The organism is Nautilia lithotrophica, assembly GCF_054656815.1.
In genome coordinates, this window is sequence record NZ_BAAHXN010000002.1 from 357,860 (window position 1) to 379,218 (window position 21,359).

General features: G+C 31.0%; 22 protein-coding genes. 13 read left to right on the forward strand and 9 right to left on the reverse strand.

Going from position 1 to position 21,359, the window contains the following annotated elements; all coding sequences use genetic code 11:
* Position 1 precedes the first annotated feature (1 nt).
* Complete coding sequence (gene ribA, locus ACYQ19_RS06420) at positions 2-559, reverse strand: GTP cyclohydrolase II (RefSeq protein WP_459978605.1); 558 nt, start codon at positions 557-559, stop codon at positions 2-4.
* A gap of 125 nt (positions 560-684) precedes the next feature.
* Here ribA and argF point away from each other — a divergent pair, with 125 nt between their 5' ends.
* The 5 genes from argF (at position 685) to ACYQ19_RS06445 (ending at position 3,608) form a co-directional block, all read left to right on the forward strand.
* Complete coding sequence (argF, locus tag ACYQ19_RS06425; RefSeq protein ID WP_459978606.1) at positions 685-1,614, forward strand: ornithine carbamoyltransferase; 930 nt, start codon at positions 685-687, stop codon at positions 1,612-1,614.
* Positions 1,599-1,976: a DUF2603 domain-containing protein gene (locus ACYQ19_RS06430; protein WP_459978607.1), complete on the forward strand. Its 378-nt coding sequence runs from the start codon at positions 1,599-1,601 to the stop codon at positions 1,974-1,976. Before argF ends, ACYQ19_RS06430 begins: the two co-directional genes overlap by 16 nt.
* A 93-nt stretch (positions 1,977-2,069) precedes the next feature.
* Positions 2,070-2,819, forward strand: coding sequence for a peroxiredoxin (locus ACYQ19_RS06435; protein ID WP_459978608.1), 750 nt, complete (start codon positions 2,070-2,072; stop codon positions 2,817-2,819).
* Between the two features lie 66 nt (positions 2,820-2,885).
* Positions 2,886-3,296 (forward strand): Fur family transcriptional regulator, encoded by a 411-nt coding sequence (locus ACYQ19_RS06440; protein ID WP_459978609.1) that lies wholly within the window; start codon positions 2,886-2,888, stop codon positions 3,294-3,296.
* Positions 3,297-3,332: 36 nt separating this feature from the next.
* Positions 3,333-3,608, forward strand: a complete 276-nt coding sequence (locus ACYQ19_RS06445; RefSeq protein ID WP_459978610.1) for a DUF503 family protein — start codon at positions 3,333-3,335, stop codon at positions 3,606-3,608.
* Here the strand turns inward: ACYQ19_RS06445 and pyk are convergent.
* The 8 genes from pyk to napA form a co-directional block, all read right to left on the reverse strand.
* Positions 3,605-4,987 carry a pyruvate kinase gene (pyk, locus tag ACYQ19_RS06450; RefSeq protein WP_459978611.1) on the reverse strand — a complete coding sequence of 461 codons (1,383 nt, stop codon included), beginning with the start codon at positions 4,985-4,987 and terminating at the stop codon, positions 3,605-3,607. The two genes, ACYQ19_RS06445 and pyk, sit on opposite strands and share 4 nt — an antisense overlap.
* Positions 4,988-5,076: 89 nt before the next feature.
* Positions 5,077-5,421, reverse strand: coding sequence for a chaperone NapD (locus ACYQ19_RS06455; RefSeq protein WP_459978612.1), 345 nt, complete (start codon positions 5,419-5,421; stop codon positions 5,077-5,079).
* Positions 5,422-5,430: 9 nt separating this feature from the next.
* Complete coding sequence (locus ACYQ19_RS06460; protein WP_459978613.1) at positions 5,431-6,372, reverse strand: WD40 repeat domain-containing protein; 942 nt, start codon at positions 6,370-6,372, stop codon at positions 5,431-5,433.
* Positions 6,373-6,380: 8 nt separating this feature from the next.
* On the reverse strand, positions 6,381-6,851 hold the full coding sequence (locus ACYQ19_RS06465; RefSeq protein WP_459978614.1) for a 4Fe-4S dicluster domain-containing protein: 471 nt from the start codon (positions 6,849-6,851) through the stop codon (positions 6,381-6,383).
* Positions 6,851-7,327 (reverse strand): nitrate reductase cytochrome c-type subunit, encoded by a 477-nt coding sequence (locus tag ACYQ19_RS06470; RefSeq protein ID WP_459978615.1) that lies wholly within the window; start codon positions 7,325-7,327, stop codon positions 6,851-6,853. The genes ACYQ19_RS06465 and ACYQ19_RS06470 overlap by 1 nt, the downstream gene beginning before the upstream one ends.
* On the reverse strand, positions 7,308-8,153 hold the full coding sequence (gene napH, locus ACYQ19_RS06475) for a quinol dehydrogenase ferredoxin subunit NapH (protein ID WP_459978616.1): 846 nt from the start codon (positions 8,151-8,153) through the stop codon (positions 7,308-7,310). Before napH ends, ACYQ19_RS06470 begins: the two co-directional genes overlap by 20 nt.
* The gene (napG, locus tag ACYQ19_RS06480; RefSeq protein ID WP_459978617.1) at positions 8,141-8,962 is read right to left on the reverse strand and encodes a ferredoxin-type protein NapG; all 822 of its coding nucleotides are present in this window, start codon (positions 8,960-8,962) and stop codon (positions 8,141-8,143) included. Before napG ends, napH begins: the two co-directional genes overlap by 13 nt.
* Positions 8,963-8,970: 8 nt before the next feature.
* Positions 8,971-11,784, reverse strand: coding sequence for a nitrate reductase catalytic subunit NapA (gene napA, locus ACYQ19_RS06485; protein ID WP_459978618.1), 2,814 nt, complete (start codon positions 11,782-11,784; stop codon positions 8,971-8,973).
* Positions 11,785-11,978: 194 nt separating this feature from the next.
* Here napA and ACYQ19_RS06490 point away from each other — a divergent pair, with 194 nt between their 5' ends.
* The 8 genes from ACYQ19_RS06490 (at position 11,979) to hemB (ending at position 21,346) form a co-directional block, all read left to right on the forward strand.
* Positions 11,979-12,629: a response regulator transcription factor gene (locus ACYQ19_RS06490; protein ID WP_459978619.1), complete on the forward strand. Its 651-nt coding sequence runs from the start codon at positions 11,979-11,981 to the stop codon at positions 12,627-12,629.
* On the forward strand, positions 12,613-14,226 hold the full coding sequence (locus ACYQ19_RS06495; RefSeq protein WP_459978620.1) for a sensor histidine kinase: 1,614 nt from the start codon (positions 12,613-12,615) through the stop codon (positions 14,224-14,226). Before ACYQ19_RS06490 ends, ACYQ19_RS06495 begins: the two co-directional genes overlap by 17 nt.
* A 129-nt stretch (positions 14,227-14,355) precedes the next feature.
* Positions 14,356-14,910 carry a cytochrome c3 family protein gene (locus ACYQ19_RS06500; RefSeq protein WP_459978621.1) on the forward strand — a complete coding sequence of 185 codons (555 nt, stop codon included), beginning with the start codon at positions 14,356-14,358 and terminating at the stop codon, positions 14,908-14,910.
* Positions 14,911-15,146: 236 nt separating this feature from the next.
* Positions 15,147-15,551 (forward strand): thioredoxin family protein, encoded by a 405-nt coding sequence (locus tag ACYQ19_RS06505; protein ID WP_459978803.1) that lies wholly within the window; start codon positions 15,147-15,149, stop codon positions 15,549-15,551.
* A complete protein-coding gene (locus tag ACYQ19_RS06510) occupies positions 15,548-17,992 on the forward strand; it encodes a cytochrome c biogenesis protein (protein ID WP_459978622.1) in 2,445 nt (814 codons plus the stop codon). The genes ACYQ19_RS06505 and ACYQ19_RS06510 overlap by 4 nt, the downstream gene beginning before the upstream one ends.
* Positions 17,993-17,994: 2 nt before the next feature.
* The gene (hemA, locus tag ACYQ19_RS06515) at positions 17,995-19,254 is read left to right on the forward strand and encodes a glutamyl-tRNA reductase (RefSeq protein ID WP_459978623.1); all 1,260 of its coding nucleotides are present in this window, start codon (positions 17,995-17,997) and stop codon (positions 19,252-19,254) included.
* Between the two features lie 89 nt (positions 19,255-19,343).
* Positions 19,344-20,366: a uroporphyrinogen decarboxylase gene (gene hemE / locus ACYQ19_RS06520; RefSeq protein ID WP_459978624.1), complete on the forward strand. Its 1,023-nt coding sequence runs from the start codon at positions 19,344-19,346 to the stop codon at positions 20,364-20,366.
* On the forward strand, positions 20,366-21,346 hold the full coding sequence (hemB, locus tag ACYQ19_RS06525) for a porphobilinogen synthase (RefSeq protein ID WP_459978625.1): 981 nt from the start codon (positions 20,366-20,368) through the stop codon (positions 21,344-21,346). The genes hemE and hemB overlap by 1 nt, the downstream gene beginning before the upstream one ends.
* Positions 21,347-21,359: the final 13 nt, after the last annotated feature.

Sequence of the window (21,359 nt, forward strand, 5' to 3'; positions counted from 1 at the left end):
TTTAAAGTTTATGTCCTAATTTTTCTTTTTTTGTTTTTAAATAGTTTTCATTATAAGGGTTTGGTTTTACTTTTATGGGTATTCTTTCTATGACATTGATTTCTTTAAATGCAAATTCTTTTTTTGGATTGTTTGTTAAAAGTTTTATCTGTTTTATTCCAAAATGTTTTAATATTTTTTCTACGATAGAAAAATCCCTCATATCAGCTTCAAATCCTAATTGATGATTTGCTTCTACGGTATCTAATCCTTTGTCTTGAAGAGCATAAGCATTAACTTTGTTAAATAAACCAATACCTCTTCCTTCTTGTCTAAGATAAAGAACAATCCCGCCTTTTTCGTTTATAGTTTTTAATGCAAATGCTAATTGATCGCCGCAATCACATTTTAAACTTCCTAAAGCATCACCCGTTAAGCATTCACTATGTATTCTTATATAAGGTGTTTCAGGCAAATTTTCTGTAAATATAGCTAAATGTTCTTTATCGTTTTCTTTAAATGATTGAATTTTAAAAATTCCATATTTTGTCGGAAGAGTAGCAATTTCAGATATTTTCAAAAACTCTCCTTTTTTTGATAAAATTATACCTTAATTAAGTTATGATGTTATGAAGCAGATAAGTTGTAAAGGTTTTTTACCTGCTTTATGACATTTTTACATTTTATTTACGTAAAGGACTAAAATTGAGACATTTTTTATGGCTTTGCGATTATTCAAAAGAAGAAATTAAAGAGATAATCGATTTAGCGTTTCAAATAAAAAAAGAGACTAAAAACGGGGTATATAAACCATATTTAAAACATCAGCAACTTGCAATGATTTTTGAAAAAAGTTCTACAAGAACAAGAGTTTCTTTTGAAGCAGGTATTAATCAACTTGGTGGAAACGGACTTTTTTTAAGTTCAAGAGACATTCAATTAGGTAGAGGTGAACCATTAAAAGACACGGCCAGGGTTATTACTAGAATGGTTGATTTGGTGATGATCAGGACATTTGGACAAGAAAGGCTTGAAGAATTTGCAAAATATTCACAAGTCCCAGTTATAAATGGACTTACCGATTTGTGTCATCCTGTTCAATTACTTGCGGATTTAATGACAATGATTGAATTTGATAAATTTGATTTTAATAATCCTCACAACACTACTGCTGTTTATGTTGGAGATGGAAATAATATGGCAAATTCATGGCTCATTTTAGCATCAAAATTAGGGTTTAATATAAGAATTGCTACCCCTGAAAACTATGAAGTTGATGAAAACATTAAACAAAAAGCTTTGGAATTTGCAAAAGTTAGCGGTGCTAAAATAGAATTTTTATATGATCCTAAACTTGCCGTTAAAGACGCTGATGTGGTAACTACGGATACTTGGGTGAGTATGGGGCAAGAAGATGAAAAAGAGAAAAGAATAAATGATTTTAAAGGTTTTGAAGTAGATGCTGAATTAATGGGATTAGCAAAAAATGACGCAATTTTTTTACATTGTCTTCCTGCCTACAGAGGTTATGAAGTAAGTGAAGAAGTTTTTGAATTGCACTCTGAAGAAATATTTACAGAAGCTGAAAACAGATTACATGCACAGAAAGGATTGATGGTTTGGCTGAAAAAATAGCAGAAAAATTAAATATAAATGAAAAAACGATTATAGATTGCAAAAATTTTGAAATAATTGAAGGGGATTTAAAAAATCCTCTTTGGATAATGCAAATTAATGATCAGTTAAAAATCGTCCTTGATGTTGATGAATACATGAAATTAATGGAATCAATGAAAAATATAATGAAAGAAAATTTTGAGCTTAAACTTGAGAAAGCGATTTTAAGTGAATTTCCCGTTGATTATGATGATGTTAAAGCTGTAGTTTTGGAAGAAATGAAAAGAAATGAAAATGCTTCTATTACTGAAATTATTAATAAAGTTAAACTGGAACATCCAAATTTATTTTATAATTTAGATTTAGATAAAATATTCTAAAGGAAAAATTTTTTCCTTTTTTTTAAATTATCCTTGACAAAAAACTTTTTATTAATTATAATTTCGATGTAAAACAAACAACGGAGGTGCCAAATGGCATGTGAAAAAGATACAAAAACAGCAATAAAAGATGAAAAAATAACAACAAAAGAGGAGGTTAGTATGGAAGAAATTAAAACTCAAGAAGGTGTATTGGTATTAAAAGAAATGCCAGAATTCAAAATGGAAGCATATAATGCAGAAACTGGTCATTACACAGAAGTATCAAGCGAAGATTATAAAGGTAAATGGACTGTAGTATGTTTTTACCCTGCAGACTTTACATTCGTATGTCCAACTGAAATTGCGGCTATGAATGCAGCATTACCATTCTTAAAAGAATTAGGTGTAGAAGTTTTAGCAGTATCAACTGATACAAAATTCTCACATAAAAAATTTGTTGAGACTGAGCCATTATTAAAAGATCTTAAACTTACAATCGGTGCGGATCCAACTGGTGAAGTTACAAGAAAATTTGGTGTAATGATTGAAGGTGCAGGACTTGCACTTAGAGGGAGATTCTTAATTAATCCTGATGGTGTAATTGTAGCTCAAGAAGTTCAAGCACCACCTGTAGGTAGAAGCGTAAAAGAATTCTTAAGACAAATCATTGCGCATCAACATGCATACAAAACTGGTGAAGTTTGCCCAGCAAACTGGAAACCTGGCAAAAAAACATTACCTGTAAATACTGATATTGAGCCAATGACAGGAAATGTAGGAGCTTATGTAACATTAGCTGATTTAGTTGACGAAGCTGATGTGAAAGAAATGGAAGAATTAGTAAAAGCTGCAAAAGCTTAATTCTTTCTTTTTTCTTTTCTTTAAATGTTCTGTGGAATTTTTAAAGAAAAGAATTGAAAGGTTAGTATGAAACAATTAAAAAATCTATTAGAAGAATCAAGCCTTAAAATAACACCGCAAAGATTAGCTATTTTAAAAGAATTAGAAAAAAAAGGGCATGCAAGTATTGAAGAAATTTATGAAGATATAAGAGATTTTTTCCCTTCTATTTCACTCGCAACGATATATAAAAATATTACTGCTTTAAAAGATGAAAATATAATAAGTGAAATTTGTCTTCATCATAAACCAAAATTTGAAATTACAAAAGAACCCCATGCTCATTTTATTTGTAAAAAATGTGGAAAAGTAGAAGATGTTCCATTTAATGATTTAATTAAAGGTGAAATTGAAAAACAATATCCTGATTCACAAAAAGAACTTTATATTTATGGGATTTGTAAAGATTGTAAAATTAAAGAAGAAAAAAGTTCTTAAGAAAGCTTTATTTTATTAAACAAATGGAATAATTAAATGGTAATTGTTAATTTAATTACTGATTTTGAGCTCCCTTTTGTTTTTTCTCTAAAAGAAAGAAGAAAAATATTAAATTCTATTAAAGAGAAGCTAAAAAAATTTAATGTATCGGTTCTTGATATATCTGGTGAATATCCAAAAGAAGCAAGCGTTGCTATTGTGTTTGCAGCCCATAATCAAAAACAGGCAGCTGAAATAAAAAGAAATATAGAAGAATTCCTTTTTAGAAACTTTCCTGAAATTGAGTTCTTTTTTGATGAAGAAATTATTTAAATTTCAATAACTCTAATCATATTTGTTGTTCCTTCTTTTCCAACAAGGCTACCCATAGTTACAATAACCATATCACCTTTATGAAAAAGTCCGGTTTTAATTGCTAGAGATCTAAATTTTTCTATTAATTTTTCGGGATTTTTTATTTTTGGTATTTCAAAAAGAGGTTTAACACCCCAAACCATATTAAGTTTTCTACTTGTTTCTCTGCTGTGCGTTACAGCAAAAATAGGGGATTTAGGGCGATATTTTGCAATACTTTTAACCGTTGTTCCACTACTTGTAAAACAAATAATTCCTTTAGGTTCAATTCCTCTACATAAATCTGCAACACTTGCAGCAATTGCGTCTTCGTCTAATATTTCATATTTTTTATAATATGGATAAATATTTTGAGTTTCCAATATAACATTTTTAAGTGTTTCCACTGCTTTTACAGGATATTTACCGACAGTCGTTTCATCACTGAGCATTACGCCGTCACTTCCGTCCATAACTGCATTTGCTACATCACTAACCTCTGCTCTAGTAGGAAATGGTGAATTAACCATTGAAAGCAGCATTTGAGTTGCTGTTATTACCGGTTTTTTTAATTTATTTGCGCGTCTGATAATTTTCTTTTGTATTACAGGCACTTTTTCTATTCCGACTTCTATTCCTAAATCGCCTCTTGCTACCATCACCCCGTCGCTTACTTCAAGTATTTCATCTAGGTTTTCTACTGCTTGTTTTGTTTCTATTTTTGCAATAACCCATGGATTTGCACCATTTTTATTTAATATCTCTTTTGCTTTTAAAATATCTTTTTTGGAGTTGACAAAAGATATTGCCACTATGTCCACCCCATTTCTTGCTCCAAATGCAAGATCTTTTTCGTCTTTTGGGGTAATTGCTGAAATTTTAAGTTTTGAATGAGGAAAATTTACACCTTTTCTGCTTGAAAGAACCCCTTCGTTTTTTACTTCAAGAGTTAAAGAATTGTTATCTTTGTCTATTACTTTTGTTCTTATGCTTCCATCCGCAAAAAAAACATACTCACCGATATTAACATGATCTATAATTTCTGGATAAGTTAAAGTTAAATCATAAGAACTAGTTGGATTTTTTTTCACAAGTCTTATTTTGTCGCCTCTTTTTAATTCTAAAAATCCGTTTATTTCTCCAATACGTATTTTTGGTCCACTGATATCCTGTAAAATTGCTGTTTTGCTTTCTAATTTTTTAGCTATATCTCGTATAATTTTAATAGAATGTCTGTGAGTTTTATGATCAGCATGAGAAAAATTCAATCTAAAAATATCTACGCCCGCTTTTATCATTTGTTCGATTTTATCAGAAGAAGAAGGACCAAGTGTTGCTACAATTTTTACTTTTTTCATAAACATACCTTTTTGTAAAGTTGTAGTATTATATCAAATTTAAATAGTAGGATTTGAGTATTTTTATTATAGAAAAAAGGGAGAAAGAATTAGTATTTTTTCTTCAAACTACCGAAATAAGTTATTTCTTCAGCTTTTTTATCTGTATTAAGTTCTTCTACGGTAGAGTTGAGATCGATGTTTTCTCTTAATTTATCTAACTCTTCTTCACAATAGCTCATATGCATATCTGCACTTATAATCATTGGCATTTGTTCAATTTGATTAAGTTTTTCAATTTCTTCTTCCACGGTTTCACCTTCTATTGTTATAATGATTACACCTTTTTCTTTTTCACCAAAATGAACATCACAAAATTCACATTCTTGTAAATTTAACCAAACCGCATCGTAATTTTCAGGTTTTGTTCTTACTATAATACTTGATATATTCATATTACTCCTTTATTTTAATTTCCATATAAGTATTTCTGCTGGAGAAAAGCTTATAATAGTTTGATTATCTAAAAATTTAATTCCATTTAGTGCCATTGTATGACCATTTAAAACATTTAAAAGCTTATTATACATAGAATAAATTGCAATGTCATTTTTTTCATTATATTGAACAGCAAACTTTGTTAAATCCGGACTTATTGTTGCACCATAAGGTAAAAATTTAACCTTGAGAGTCAGTTTGGAATACCCTGTATTTATATCATAAACTGCTACCCTCATATCGCTGCTGCCGTTAATTGCCAAGTTTTTTTCTATATCACAGCTTAATGTTTTGTCTTTATTAAAACCTTTAAGTTCTTTGATTTTTCTGCCTGTTTTGATATCTACTACTTTTAACGCACCACTTTCATCACCAAAAACAGCCAAAGTTTTGCTTTTATTGATTGCATAAGTTGAAAAAACATAATTTCCTACTTGCGTTCTGTATATATTTTTTCTGTTTTTTAAATCATATAACAAAGCTTCATCACTTAATAATGCAAAGAAAATTTTATTATTTCCTATAAAGGTTCCTTTCATTAAAGTTTCTTTTGTTGTAAAAATGTGATCAAGCTTTTTTGAATCAAAATAATAAATAAAAAGTTCTCTTTTCGCATCTTCACCTTCTGCTAATATCATTAATTTATTATTGTCAGGTGAAATATCAAGAGAATAAATGGGCATTGCAATTAAATCACCCATAAAATCATGGATTTGAGGTAATGTGATTTTATCAATTTCCTTTAAAGTATTAAAATCTTTTATTACTACCGAACCATTTTCTAACCCGGCAATAAGATATTTATTATTATATGCAATTTTTGAAATATAACCTGAGTATGTAATTTTTTGAACTGGTGTTAAAGCAAAAACATATATTGATATTAAAAATAATAATAACTTTTTCATAAAATCTCCTATAAAATTTTAGTTTCTATTGCGTTTGTTGGACAAACACTTATACAAAAACCACATGCTGTGCATTTGTCTAAATCAATTACTGGATTAAACATTCCTTTATATATTATAGCAAATTCTTCACAAATATCTTGACATGAAAAACAGATTGTTTGATTCCATGCAATGCATTTTTTTGGATTAATTATCATTTCAGCATTAATTTTATTTTTTTTATATGGAATTGATAAAACTCCGTATTTACATGCATGTGCACATTCATCACAAAAAGTGCAACCTGAGTTTGTAAAATCAAGTGTTGGTTTTTCATCAATTATTTTAATTATTTTTTCATTGCAAGCAATTAAACAATCTTTACTTTCACATTCATTGCATTTTGTAAAATCTTCTTTTTTATTAAAGTATGGAGGATAAATGAAAGATTTAAAAGGAGAGGTTTTAACTCTCCTAAAAAAAGAGCGTCTATCCATTATTTTTTTAATGATTCAAATTTGTTTTCAATTACAGGGTCTACTTGAGCTTGAGGTGCATGACATAATGTGCAGTTGTATCTACTTCCAGCAAGTTTTGAAGTTTTTTTACCACCTTCAAAGTTGTCTATAAAGTGGCTAGCAGGTATTGCTGTAACACCCATTGATTTAGCTGCTTGAGGCATATGGCAGTTTAAGCACATATTATTATTTCTTGTAATAGGAACCATACCTTCTACACTATGAGGAATCATAGGAGGTGCTGTTACAAATGAAGTAGGTTGTTTTTGCACTTTACCAGGAATTGGTTGTGTTGTATTAAGTTTTAATTCAGGTAAATTTTGAGAATCAGCATTTAAATTTGCTTCTCTTATACCAGTTACCTTAACTTCCTTACTTGAAGTAGTAGTTGTAGTTTGACAACCAGTAAAAATAAATCCTGCAATTAAAGCAGAACTAATTAGTAGTTTTTTCATTGTTTTCTCCTTTTGAGTTTATATAGTTTCTTATGGTAAATTTAAGTGCATTATCATTACACACTTCTATACATCTCCCGCAATTTGTGCACTCAATACCATTAATAAAATCACTTTTTTTATCAATTACAGGTGTTAAAACCTGAGTTTCAGGGCATATATTTAAACATTCTCCACATGCTGTGCAGTTATCTTTATTGTGATATACTCGAATTAAACTTTTGCTTCCCACTAAGCTATACATTGCACCTACAGGGCATATGTGTCCACACCATCCATTTTTTAGCACAAAAGCATCAAAAATGAATATAGTTATAAGCCATACCCAACCAAAGCCTAATGAAAAAGCAACCCCTCTTGTAAATATTCCAATAGGGCTTATAAATTCAAATGCAGCAGCACCAATAAATGCTGATGCAAGCAATAAAATCACCAAAAACGCGTATCTAAATTTTCTTGTTTTTGTTGTGCTAATTAGGTTATCTTTTTCATGGTTTGTTTTTCTTCTAACCCATGCTGCAAGATCTGTAATCATATTTACTGGACAAACCCAGCTACAATAGGCTCTACCACCAATAACACCATATAAAAAAAGCACAACAAATACGCCTAAAATCAGATCAGCGCTTATAACTGCACCTGCAAATAACATTTGTAATACTGCAAACGGATCGGAAAGAGGTATCGCATTAAAAAGTTTTGAAAAACTTAAATTTCCTACTAAAATTTTCCATCCGTATGCATTTGCAGCAAAATATAAAAATAGAATTGTAAGCTGGGATATTCTTCTTAGAATCAGATATTTGTTTTTAATTATTGATCCCATTTGATTCCTTCATTTAAATTCTCAACTGCACTTTTCTTACTTCTACCTGTGACTGTTTTAGTATCGGTAGAAGCATTTTTAACTCTTTGTTGGTCTTTTACATCCCAGCCTTTTACGTATCTATCTCCTGCTTTTCCAAGAGCAACTTCTCTTGGGAATATTTTAATTGCTGCAATCTCAGTAACACATGCTTGTTCACACATTCCACATCCCGTGCAATATTCTTCATGCACTACAGGAATTCTATAAGCATGTTTTCCTGTTCTTTTATTTTGTTTCCATTCAATGGTTATAGCTTTATCAAGTTCAGGACATGCTCTATAACATGCCGTGCACTGTAAACCCCAAAAAGCAATGCAGCTACTTGGATCGATTACAGCGACGCCCATTTTTGCATAATCAATTGCCACTTCACCTTTGTCGTTTTTACATTCATCAGGTGTAAGCGCACCTGTTGGACAAGCATACATACAAGGGATGTCGTCACACATAAAACAAGGCCCAGTTCTTGCAATAAAATAAGGTGTTCCGATTGCGGCCTTATCACCTGGTGCCCCCAATTTTAAAGTAATAATTTCATTTCCATCAATTATTACTTTATTGTCTCTGTTTTTACATGCTTCAACACACAAACCACATCTGATACAAGTTTTAAGAAAGTCTTCTTCTTTTAATGCACCAGGCGGTCTTAGTGTTAGTTCTTTGGCTTTATTTTCTTCTGCAAATCCAGCAACAATGGTGCCCGCAGCAGTAGCTGCAGCACCTGCTTGGATCATATTTATAAGAAATGAGCGTCTTTTATTGTCCATTTAAATCCTTAAGCTTTATAAATTTTAACTGCTGCTTTTTTATAGTCTGTCTCTTTACTTAGAGGACAAGTTGCATCTAGACAAACTTTATTAATTAATACTTTTTCGTCAAACCATGGAACATATACTAGACCTCTTGGTGGTTTGTTTCTTCCTCTTGTTTCAACTCTAGCTTTAACTTTACCTCTTCTTGATTCAATTACTACTAAGTCAAATCTATTTAATCCAAGAGCTTTAGCGTCTTTAGGATTCATATAACAAAGTGCTTCTGGCATTGCTCTGTATAATTCTGGAACCCTCATTGTCATTGTTCCACTATGCCAATGTTCAAGAACCCTACCTGTACATAACCAGAAATTGTAACCTTTTGTATCGTATTTTGGATCTTCAGGGTGAACCATAAATGGTCTCCAGAAAATTTTTGCTTTATTTTTTAAGCTATATTTTTGTTTTGTTTTAGGTCCTTTAAGGTCACCTCTTTTAAGAGCTTTTAGTAATGGTCCATAGAATGCAAATTTTTCACCAGGTTTAGCATATTTTCTTGCATATGGATCGTATTCTGCATTAAATCTCCATTTAGTTTCTTTTCCATTAACTACAGGCCATCTTAAACCTCTAACTTTATGATATGTATCAAAATCTGCTAAGTCGTGAGCATGTCCAAGACCGAATTTTCTATATTCTTCCCATAATGCTTTATGAACGAAGAATCCATAACCTTTCCATTCTTTTCCATCTGTTCCGATAATAGTTCTTCCATCACCCGCTGCTTCAGTATTTTTATGCATTTTACCAGTTTGAGGGTTTTTAGCAATTGGATCTGGCCATGGGAAGTTTTTGCGATATTCAGGTCTGTTAAATAATACGTCAAATAGTGTCATTTCTGGGTCATATCCCATAGCTTGTGCTTTATCTAAAACATTTGGAAGTTTAGCTTGTGGCCATTCTTTCCATACTTCTTTTAATTTAAATCTTTTACTAAATTCCATAATTGTCCATAAATCAGGCATTGCTTCACCTGGAGGTGTTACTTGTTGTTTCCAGTGTTGTGTTCTTCTTTCAGCATTTCCGTATGCTCCCCATTTTTCGTAAATCATAGCTACTGGTAAAATTAAGTCTGCAACCCTTGCAGAAACACCAGGATATGCTTCATTTACAACAATAAAGTTATCCATTGTTCTTGCTGCTTTAATCCAATGGTTTGCATTTGCAGTATTTTGCCATGGGTTATTTACATGAACCCAAGCCCATTTGATTTTACCATCTTCAATATCTCTCATGATTTTTAAGAAGTGGCTTCCAACTTTAGGGTTAAGAGTTCCTTCAGGGATTTTCCACATTTTTTCAGTAATTTTTCTGTGTTTAGGATTACCTACAAGCATATCTGCTGGAAGTCTGTGTGCGAATGTTCCAACTTCTCTTGCTGTTCCACAAGCACTTGGCTGACCAGTTAATGAGAACGCACCGCTTCCTGGCTGAGATTGTTTACCAAGTAATAAATGAACCATATAAACAAGTTCGTTGATCCAACTTCCTCTTACGTGCTGATTGAATCCCATTGTCCAGAATGAAAGTGCTTTTCTGTTTGGATCACAATATAAATCAGCTAGTTTTACTAATTTTCTTTTGAAGCTATCAAGTGATTCGTCAGGATCACCTTTTGCCACTTTTGCAACGTAATCAAGTGTATAAGGTTCAACTGCTTTTTTGAAATCTTCAAAACTAATTTGCCAGTGCCAGAAAGGTTTTTTACCTGCAGTGTGAGTCATTTGCATTTCATCACCAGCTTTCCATTTACCGATCGGGCTAAGCGCTACAGCTTCTTCTTCAGTTACAACTTTTGCAACTTGTTTTGCAACTGTATCTCTTTCTTTATCAGTTACATGTGGTGAATTAGGATTTCTCATTCCGTATCCGATATCTGCATGTCCAGTAGCGAAGATAGTATGTTTTTTAACAAAATCCCAGTTAACTGCATTTCTTTTAATGATTTCTCTACCAAGATAGTTCATAATTGCAAGGTCAGTATTTGGTCTGAAAATAATTTCCATATCTGCAAGGTTTGAACATCTGTTTCTATATGTAGATAAGTTAACTATAAAATATTTGTCAGGATTGTTTAGTTTAGCATCAGATACCCTTGACCATAGAATAGGATGCATTTCTGCCATGTTTGCACCCCAAACAAAAACAGTATCTGTAATTTCAATATCATCATAACATCCTGCAGGTTCGTCAATACCAAATGTTTGATAAAAACCTACAACCGCACTTGCCATACAATGTCTAGCATTTGGGTCAATGTTATTACTTCTCCATCCAGCTTTTACTAGTTTAACAGCTGCATAACCTTCTTGAATTGTATATTGTCCTGAACCAAAAACCGCAACTCCAGTAGGACCTAATTCATTGTAATATTTTTTAAATTGTTTTTCCATTTCATCGAATGCTCTTTTCCAGCTTACCGGTCTAAATTTACCATTTTTGTCGAATTCACCTTTATCATTCATTCTTAAAAGTGGTTGAGTAAGTCTGTCCGCACCATACATAATTTTAGCGTTGAAGTAACCTTTAATACAGTTAATACCTCTGTTAACCGGACTTTCAGGGTCACCTTTAACTGCAACAATCTTGTCGTCTTTTACTGCAACCATAATACCACATCCGGTTCCGCAGAAACGACAAACCGCTTTATCCCATTGCCATCCGGCTTGAGTTTCTTCAGCTGCTGCTTTAGCTTCGTTTGGAATTGAAATTCCAACCGCACTTGCTGCTGCTGCCGCTGCTGTTGTTTTTAGAAATTCTCTTCTATTCATTGACATAAGCACTCCTTTTTAGCTTTTTACATAGTAATGATACAACTTTTTCACTTAAATATTACTTTTTTTTTACTTTTAAAAAGAAAAAAGGCACATTATTGGCACTTTTTTAATAAAAAAATTAATTTTTTATAAAGTTATTATTAGGTTTTGTATTAAAATTTTTTTTGATATAATAATTTAAAAAAGGTTTTTTTATGAAAATTCTTTTAGTTGAAGATGATGAATTTATTGGTGAAAGCATAAAAGATTATCTTGAACTTCAGGATAACAGGGTTGATTATTATTCATCACCTTTAAAAGCATTAGAAGAAGTATATCCTAGTCATTATGATATATTTTTATTGGATATAAATATGCCTGAAATGAATGGTTATGAATTTTACGAAGAACTTAAAAGATATGCAAGTGACGTTCCGGTAATATTTATTACGGCTTATTCGGATATGGATCATGTGGAAAAAGCTTTTGAGATAGGGGCTGCAGATTATATTAAAAAGCCATTTGAACTTAAAGAGCTTGAACTTAGAATTAAAAGACTTGTGTTTAAAAAAACAAACTCAGTTAAAATAACTGACGATTACGAGTTTGACGTCAAAAACCTAAAACTTTTTTATAAAGGCGAAGAAGTAGAACTAACACCAAATGAAAAATATTTTTTGGAAATTCTTGTTAAAAACATAGGGCAAGTGGTAGATATGGAAACACTTAAAGATTATATTTGGGAAGAAAAAAGCGTATGTGACAACACTTTAAGAACACAAGTTAAAAAATTAAGAGCGAAGCTTAAAGAAAATTTTATTAAAAATGTAAGAGGAAGCGGGTATAAAATTGAGAAACAGCAATGATTTTAAATTTGATATAACTGTTGCATTTGTAATTTTTGCATTTTTAATTGTTATATCAGTAACTTACATAAGTATATTTTTCTTTACTAAAATTTCAACTCAGGAATTTCAAGAAAAAGTAAAAATTTCTGCTAATAATATAATTCAAATATATAGAACAAAAGAAGATATCATAAAAAAAAGCACATTGGCGATTGCAAATAGTGAGCTTTTTTCAAATGAATTTAAAATAAACCCGGAAATAGTTTCTTCTATTTTTAAAATATTTTTATCTGCAAACAGAGATTTTTTAAAAATAAAATATGTTAATCAATATGGTAAAACAATAGTGTTTTGTAAAAAAATAGATAATGAAATAGTTTGTGGCGAAAATGATAAAAATAATTTTATTTTCAGGGATTTTAAGCTTCAAACATCACTTTTTACAAAAGAAATTATGACAAATGACGGATTGGTTTTTGAAACGATCTCACCAATAAAAAGGGATTCTAAAAAGGGATTTATTATTTTAGAATCAACTTTAAAAAGACTTTTTAATTCTTCAAGCAATTTTTATAATTTACTTTTAATTGATAAAGAAGGTAAAATTTATTATAGTAATTTTTTAAAAGCCAAAAGCATTTTTGACTTGTTTACATATACATTGGCAGATAGAATTAAAAAAGCTAATAACGTTTTTGTAACAAATGATATATATGTTGTTTCGTTAAATAAAAAATTTAAGCTTGTTTTTATTCAAAATAAAAAACTTATCAATAAAACAAATGAAGTTTCTCAAAAACTTGCAATGATTATGATATTAATTTCTGTATTTTTAGCTATACCTCTTGGAATATTTTTTTCAAAACCATTATATAATTTTTACAAAGATTTAGATAAAAGAGTAAAAGAAGAAATAGCTAAAACTCAAGAAAAAGATCAACTTTTAATGCATCAAAGTAAATTAGCTGCACTTGGTGAAATGCTTGGGAATATTGCTCATCAGTGGAGACATCCTCTGACAAGATTGTCACTATTAATTCAAAATTTACAAATGGCGTATGAAAAAAATAAACTTGACAAAGAATTTTTAGAAAATTTTCAGAAAAAAGCTTTATCACAAATTGATTATATGTCTCAAACTATTGATGATTTTACAAATTTTTTTAAAAAGGACACCAAAAAAGAATATTTTTGTCCTAAAGAAATAATAGAACAGGCTTTACAACTCATGGATGCAAGAATTAAACAAAATAAACTTAAAATAATATTTGAAATTAAAAAAACTGAGCCAATTGAAGGTTATAAAAGTGAATTTTCACAAGTTATTCTTAACATTATAAATAATGCGATAGATGTTTTAAAAGAGAGAAATATTAAAAATAAAAAGATTTGGATAAGAATTGATGGAAAAAGGATTGAAATAGAAGATAATGCTGGTGGTATTCCGGATGATATAAAAGATAAAATTTTTGAGCCATATTTTACTACAAAATTTCAATCCCAAGGAACCGGAATAGGATTATATATGAGTAGAGTAATTATTACACAGCATTTTAACGGCAATCTATATGCATATAATTCAGAAAACGGTGCGGTTTTTGTAATTGAAGTATAACCTTCAAATTTTATATATTAAATTTAACATTATTTTTTATATAGTTTAATATTATTTTAATGAATCGTTATTTAGCACTCTTTTAGCACTTTTGTTATTTATAATTCTCCAAAAAGTTAAAGGTGAAGAATGAAAAAAGCAACATTAGGAGCATTAGTAGCGGGTGCGATTATCGGTTTAGGTATTTCATATGTAGCTGCTGTATTAGTTGATGTGACAGGTAAACCTAATTTTTGTGCTAGCTGTCATACAATGAAGCCAATGGTTGAAAGTTTTCATGAAAGTGTGCATGGTGGAAACAATCCTCAAGGTTTTGCAGTGCATCACTGCACAGATTGTCACTTACCTAAAAACTCTTTAATTGGTTATTTAATTGCAAAAGGTATAAGTGGAACAAGAGATGCAATGGCTCAATTTGGAATAATTGATATGGTTGATTTTAAAGAAAACTTCTGGGAAATGAAACATTATGTTTATGATAGTGCATGTTTACAATGTCACCATATGGTAAAAGAGCCTGAAAAAGCATTTGGAATGAGTGAAGAAAGCAGATATGCACATGAGCAATATTGGAAAGAAAAAAATGCTGGAAAAGACATTAGTTGTGTAAACTGCCATAATGATCATACTATGGTTAATTTTGCGCATCCAAATCTTCTAGACAGATTAAACGAAGGGGAATAATTTCCTCTTTTTTATATATAAAATTTTCTTATTGTTTTTATTCTTATAAAAAGTGACAGACACTTATGTAATTCCCTAAATGCTTTACTTCTTTTTTTGTTTTTTTATATTAAAAAAATAAATAAAAATTATATTATGAATAATAATTCATAAAAAAGTCCGAAAAATCGGTTGTTTTATGTAAAATTTTTGTTAAAATTCATAAAAAAAGGTTTGCCATGAAAAAATTGTTTGTGATGATTGTATTAATTAGCAGTCTGTTTGCTGTTGATTGGAGTGGAAAAATTAATTGGGCGATGAATTATAATATAGCCCAAAATATTGCTAAATCAAGTAATAAACTAATAATGGTAGACATTGCTCTTACTACTTGTCCCCCATGTAAATATTTAGCTGAAAAAGTTTATACTGATCCAGAAGTTTCTAAGTATATAAATGAAAATTTCGTAGCAGTTTTTTATTTAGCTGATCAAGATACGTTACCTGCAATAGTTCAGAATTACTTTACAGGATCAACACCTACTATATTGTTTTTAAAACCAAATGGTGAACTTGTTTATTCAATGATTGGTGCAAGACCAGCAAAAACATTTTTACAAATTATTAAAAATGTAAATGAAAAATATAAAGGTGAGAAATGATAAAAAAAATTTTAGGTGTCTTTTTTTCATTAGAAACTATGGTAGTGCTTTCTTTAGTATTCATTATTGCACAGATTAGTGCTACCTTAATGAAAACGGATACGGATGCATGGGTTAATGTATATGGAACATTCTGGTTTGAATTAATTATGTGGTTGTTAGGTTTGAACCTTATTGGGGTTCTTTTTAAATATAAAACATATAAAAAAATTCCTGTTTTTGTATTACACTTATCATTGTTAATTATACTTTTAGGTGCTGCTATTACTAGATATTTTGGATATGAAGGGCAGCTATTTTTAAGAAATGGTGATGTTAAGGGCGAAGTAGTTGTAATTAAAAACAAAGCTCATCCTTCTGATAAAGAAGTTGTAGATTTAGGATTTAAAATAAAACTTGATAAATTTGTTATGAGAAAATATCCTGGAAGTATGCAGCCGAGCAGTTATGATAGTTATGTAACTGTTATTGATGGTGATAAAAGCTTTCCATATCATATATATATGAATCATATTTTAGTTTACAAAGGATTTAGATTTTATCAGGCAAGTTATTTTCCGGATGAACAGGGAAGTATTCTTTCTGTAAACCATGACCCAGGAATGTGGATTACTTATATTGGATATGCTTTATTGGCAATTGGATTTTTCTGGAGCATGATATATAGAAAAAGCAGATTTATGATGACGGTTAAAAAATTACAAAAAAGCGGACTTTTTGCATTTTTATTGTTCTTTTTATTAATGCCAAGTGCTTCAAAGGCTATGAGCTTGGATGAGTATGCCAAAAATTCAGTAAATACTGCAAAAGAATTCTCCACAATCCTTGTTCAGCAAAACGGAAGAATTAAACCTATGGATACGCTAGATTTGGACGTGATTCATAAAATTACAAAAAAAGCTAAACTTTTAGGAATGAACTATAATCAGTTAATCACTGGTATGCTTTCATATCCAGAAATTTTTCAAAATGCACCGCTTATTTACGTTGGTCACCCTGAAGTCAGAAAAGAACTCGGAATAGATGGCAAATATGCACCTTATAATGTATTTTTCGGAAGAGACGGAAATTTAAAATATTCTAAAGAAATAGATGACGCCTTCAATACACCTGATAAAGACAGAACTAAAGTTCAAAGAGAATGGATTAAATTAAATGAAAGAATTTATGTATCTTATCTTGTATTTACGGGACAAATATTTAAGATTTATCCGACACCTAATGCAAAAAACGAAAACTATAAATGGTATTCACCATTTGAAATCCAAAATATGGTAATGATGAAAAAATTGGATCCATTTACAGGTAATTTTTATGTGAATCAGTTTGCATCACTTGTAAAAGCATTAAGGGATTTTGATGCAAAAAAAGTAGCAGAAATCAGAGAAAACATATATAAAATACAAAAAGAATACTCAGCACCTATTTTACCTGATCCTAGTAAAATTAAATGGGAATTAAGATATAATCATTGGCAAATATTCCCAAGTTTAATAGGAGTATATTCACTTCTTGGAATTATTCTTATTTTTATAGGATTTGCCGAAATTTTAAAAGAAAAAAGATTTCCTGTAATTGAAAAAATTTTATATTCATTAGGTGTATTGGCATTAATAGTTCATACATTAAATATGCTTCTAAGATGGTATATTGCAGGGCATGCACCTTGGTCTGATGCATATGAGTCAATAGTATTCATTGCTTGGGGTAGTGCATTTGCTTCACTCATATTCTTTAGAAAATCAATGCTTGCACTTGGGGCTGGTTTATTTGTTGCAGGTATGTTTATGATGGTTGCACATTTAAATAACATTGATCCTCAAATTACAAATATGGTGCCTGTTTTAAAATCATACTGGCTTTTAATCCATGTTGCTGTTATTACTTCTAGTTATGGCTTCTTAGGTGTTGGTAGTATGTTAGGTGCCCTTAATTTAATTTTATTTGCACTTAGAAAATATAAAAACCTTGATAATCAGATTAAACAGATAAATAACATTATTTATATTGCTTTATATATTGGCCTTGCTCTTTTGAGTATCGGAACGTTTTTAGGTGGTGTATGGGCAAATGAAAGCTGGGGTAGATATTGGTCATGGGACCCTAAGGAGACATGGAGTTTAATTACAATGGTGGTTTATGCACTTGTAATTCATGGTAAAATGATTCCAAAATTAAGAGGAGAATTTATATTTTCGCTTCTTAGCTTTTTAAGCTTTTTCTTTGTTTTAATGACATATTTCGGTGTGAATTTCTATATAGCACAGGGACTTCACAGCTATGGACAAGGGACGGCTGATGGTTATTGGTGGATTAATGTTATATTTGCAGGAATGGGTGCTTGGTTTGCTGTAGTAATAGTAACATTAATTATGGGTATATTATCTAGGGTTTCTAAACCGGTTAAATTAGAAGATAATGAATATCATCCGAAAGGTTGAAAATGTATTTTATAATAAGTTTTAATTATAGAAATTCTGATGTTGTTTTAAGAAGTAAACTTGCTCAATTGAGTCTTGAAGATTTTAAAGATTTTAAAGAAGTTTTTCTTCTTTCTACTTGTAACAGGATTGAAGTAATTTTTGATAAAAAACAAGATTTAACAGAACTTTATGACAAAGTTTACAAAAAAGTGATAACACCTGAAGAGCTTGTAAAAGCAGAAATATATGAAGGTAGAGATGCTATTGAGCATATTTTTAAAGTTGCGGCATCACTTGATTCAATGGTTGTAGGTGAAACACAAATTACTGGACAGCTTAAAGATGCTTTTTATGAAGCGTATGAAAAACATTTTATTGGACAGGATTTAACAAGGCTTATTCATTTTTCTTTTAAATGCGCTAAAAAAGTGAGAAATCAAACACAAATTTCGAGCGAACCTGTAAGTGTGGCAAGTATTGCGGTTAGGCGAGCTAAAGAAGAATTAAAAGATTTAAGCGGTTATAGCGCCGTAGTTGTGGGAGTGGGTGATACTGCAAGAATTGTATGCAAGAATTTAATAAAAGAGGGTGTAAATATAGTTCTTGTAAACAGAACTGTTGAAAATGCTTTTGCTTTAAAAGAAGAGCTTGGGGATGAAGTTAATATTGATATTCATTCATTAGAAAAGCTTCCAAAACTTATCAATAACTATCGTTTGCTTTTTAGTGCAACCGCTGCGAATTATCCGGTAATTAGAGGTGAAGATATAAAACCTACTTCTTTTAGAAGATTATGGTTTGATTTGGCAATTCCGAGTGATATAGAGGGTCCAACATGTGATGATATTACATTAATAAAAGTGGATGATTTAAAAGAGATAAGTGAGAGAAATTTGCAAAAAAGACAAAAAGAACTTGAAAACGCTAAAGAGCTTATTAAAAAATGTGTAGAAGAATTTGAAAAATATCTTCAATCAGTATCTATTGATCCTGTAATAAAATTTCTACAGGAAAAAGCGCATGAATGTGCGGATTTGGCACTAAAAAATGCCGTTAAGAAAAAATATATTCCGGCTGAAGTTGCGGATGAAGTTGAAAAAGTGCTTCATAATGCTTTTAAAAGATTTTTACACCATCCAAATATTACTCTTAGAAAAATGGCTGATAGTGCTGAAGTTGATATTTTAGTATCATCGGTTAAAAGACTTTTTGGAATGAATGGTGAAAACCTTGATATGAACAAATGTGAATATCATATGGAAAAAGGGATTTTTAAATAATTAAGTTGTGAAGTTGTGAAGTTGTGAAGTAGGTAAGTTGTGAAGTTGTGAAGAGGAAAATATTTATAAAGTGGAAAAAAGGAGAATAAATGATATTTGTAGACGCATGTTTTGGTAAAGAAACTGAATATACGCCGGTATGGATGATGAGACAGGCAGGAAGATATCTTCCGGAATATATGGAAGTAAGACGTAAAGTTGGAAACTTTCTTGATATGACGAGAAATCCGGAAGTGGTTGCGGAAGTGACCATCCAGCCGATAGACATACTTGACGTTGATGCAGCTATTTTATTCAGTGATATATTAAACCTACCGATGGAGATGGGATTGCCTCTCAGATTTGAAAAAGGTGTGGGACCTATATTTGATAAAACAATAGACACTGAAGAAGATATCGAAGCGCTTGATTCAAGTGCTGATGAAAAACTTGAATACGTATATAAAGGCGTAAAACTTATTAGAGAAAGACTCCCAGAAGAGAAAGCTCTTATAGGGTTTGCCGGAAGTCCTTGGACGATTGCTACTTATATGGTGGAAGGAAGAGGTAGCAAACAATACGCAAAAATTAAAAAAATGGTTTATTCAAACCCTATGATGTTACACAGACTCCTTGCATTTAATACAAAAGAGACAATCGAATACCTCTCAAAACAGATTGATGCGGGTGCAAACGCTGTAATGGTGTTTGATAGCTGGGGAGGTGCTTTAGAGAAAGAGAAGTTTTTTGAATTTTCATGGAATTACATGAAAGAAATTGCTAAAAATATTAAAACAAAATATCCTCATATTCCGGTGATTTTATTTTCTAAAGGTGTAGGACTTTATATGGATGAAATGGATGGTGAATTTGATGTAGTTGGAGTTGACTGGGCAACTCCTATAGACCATGCGCTTAGAATTTTTAAGGATAATTACACTCTTCAGGGTAATATGGAACCAACCAGACTTTATTCAAAAACAGCAACAAAAGAGGCAGTGGAAAAAATAGCCGGAATTATGAAAGGCCACAGACATATTTTTAATTTAGGACACGGAATACTTCCGGATGTGCCGGTAGAAAATGCGAAATATTTCGTAAATTTATGTAAAGAACTTACAAGGAGAGGTTAATGAACCTAAGAAGACTTAGACTTAACAGTAATATAAGGGATTTGGTAAGAGAAAATTATGTTAGACGCGAAGATTTAATAATGCCTGTATTTATTAAAGAAGGCCTTAAAGGTAAAAATGAAATTAAATCAATGCCCGGGATTTATCAGTTTGGTGAAAAAGAGTTTTTGGATGAAATCGGTGAGTGTATAGACCTTGGAATTAAAGCAGTAATACTTTTTGGAATTCCTAAACTAAAAGATTCTTGTGGAAGCGATGCCCTTGATGAAGAAGGGCTAATTGCCAGAAGTGTAAGAGCCGCGAAAGAGGCTTTTGGGGATAAAATCGCGATAATTACAGATCTTTGTTTTTGTGAATTTACTGACCATGGGCACTGCGGAATTATTAATCCTCATCTTAAAACCGTGGATAACGAAGCTACACTGGAAATAAGTGCGAAACAGGCTATTGTTCATGCAAAAGCAGGTGCGGATATGATTGCACCAAGCGGTATGATGGATAATATTATCGAAACTTTAAGAAATGCGCTTGATGAAGATGGCTTTTCTCATGTTCCGATTATGAGTTATTCTACAAAATTTGCAAGTGCTTTTTACGGACCTTTCAGAGATGCGGCTGAAAGTGCGCCTGTGGATAACGAATATGTGCCTAAAAACAGAAAAACATACCAGATGGATATAGCAAATTCCAGAGAAGCTCTTCTTGAAAGTATTATTGATGAAGCGGAAGGCGCTGATATATTAATGGTAAAACCAGCACTTGCATTTATGGATATAATTAAAGAAATTAAAGAAAATACACTAAAACCTCTTTGCGTTTATAACGTAAGTGGCGAATATTCTATGGTAAAAGCTGCTGCACTAAACGGATGGATGGATTATGATACTTTAATGATGGAGATACTTACATCATTTAAAAGAGCTGGTGCTGATATGATTATAACTTATCACGCAAAAGATGCCGCAAAACTGCTTAAGTAATGGTATAATTATT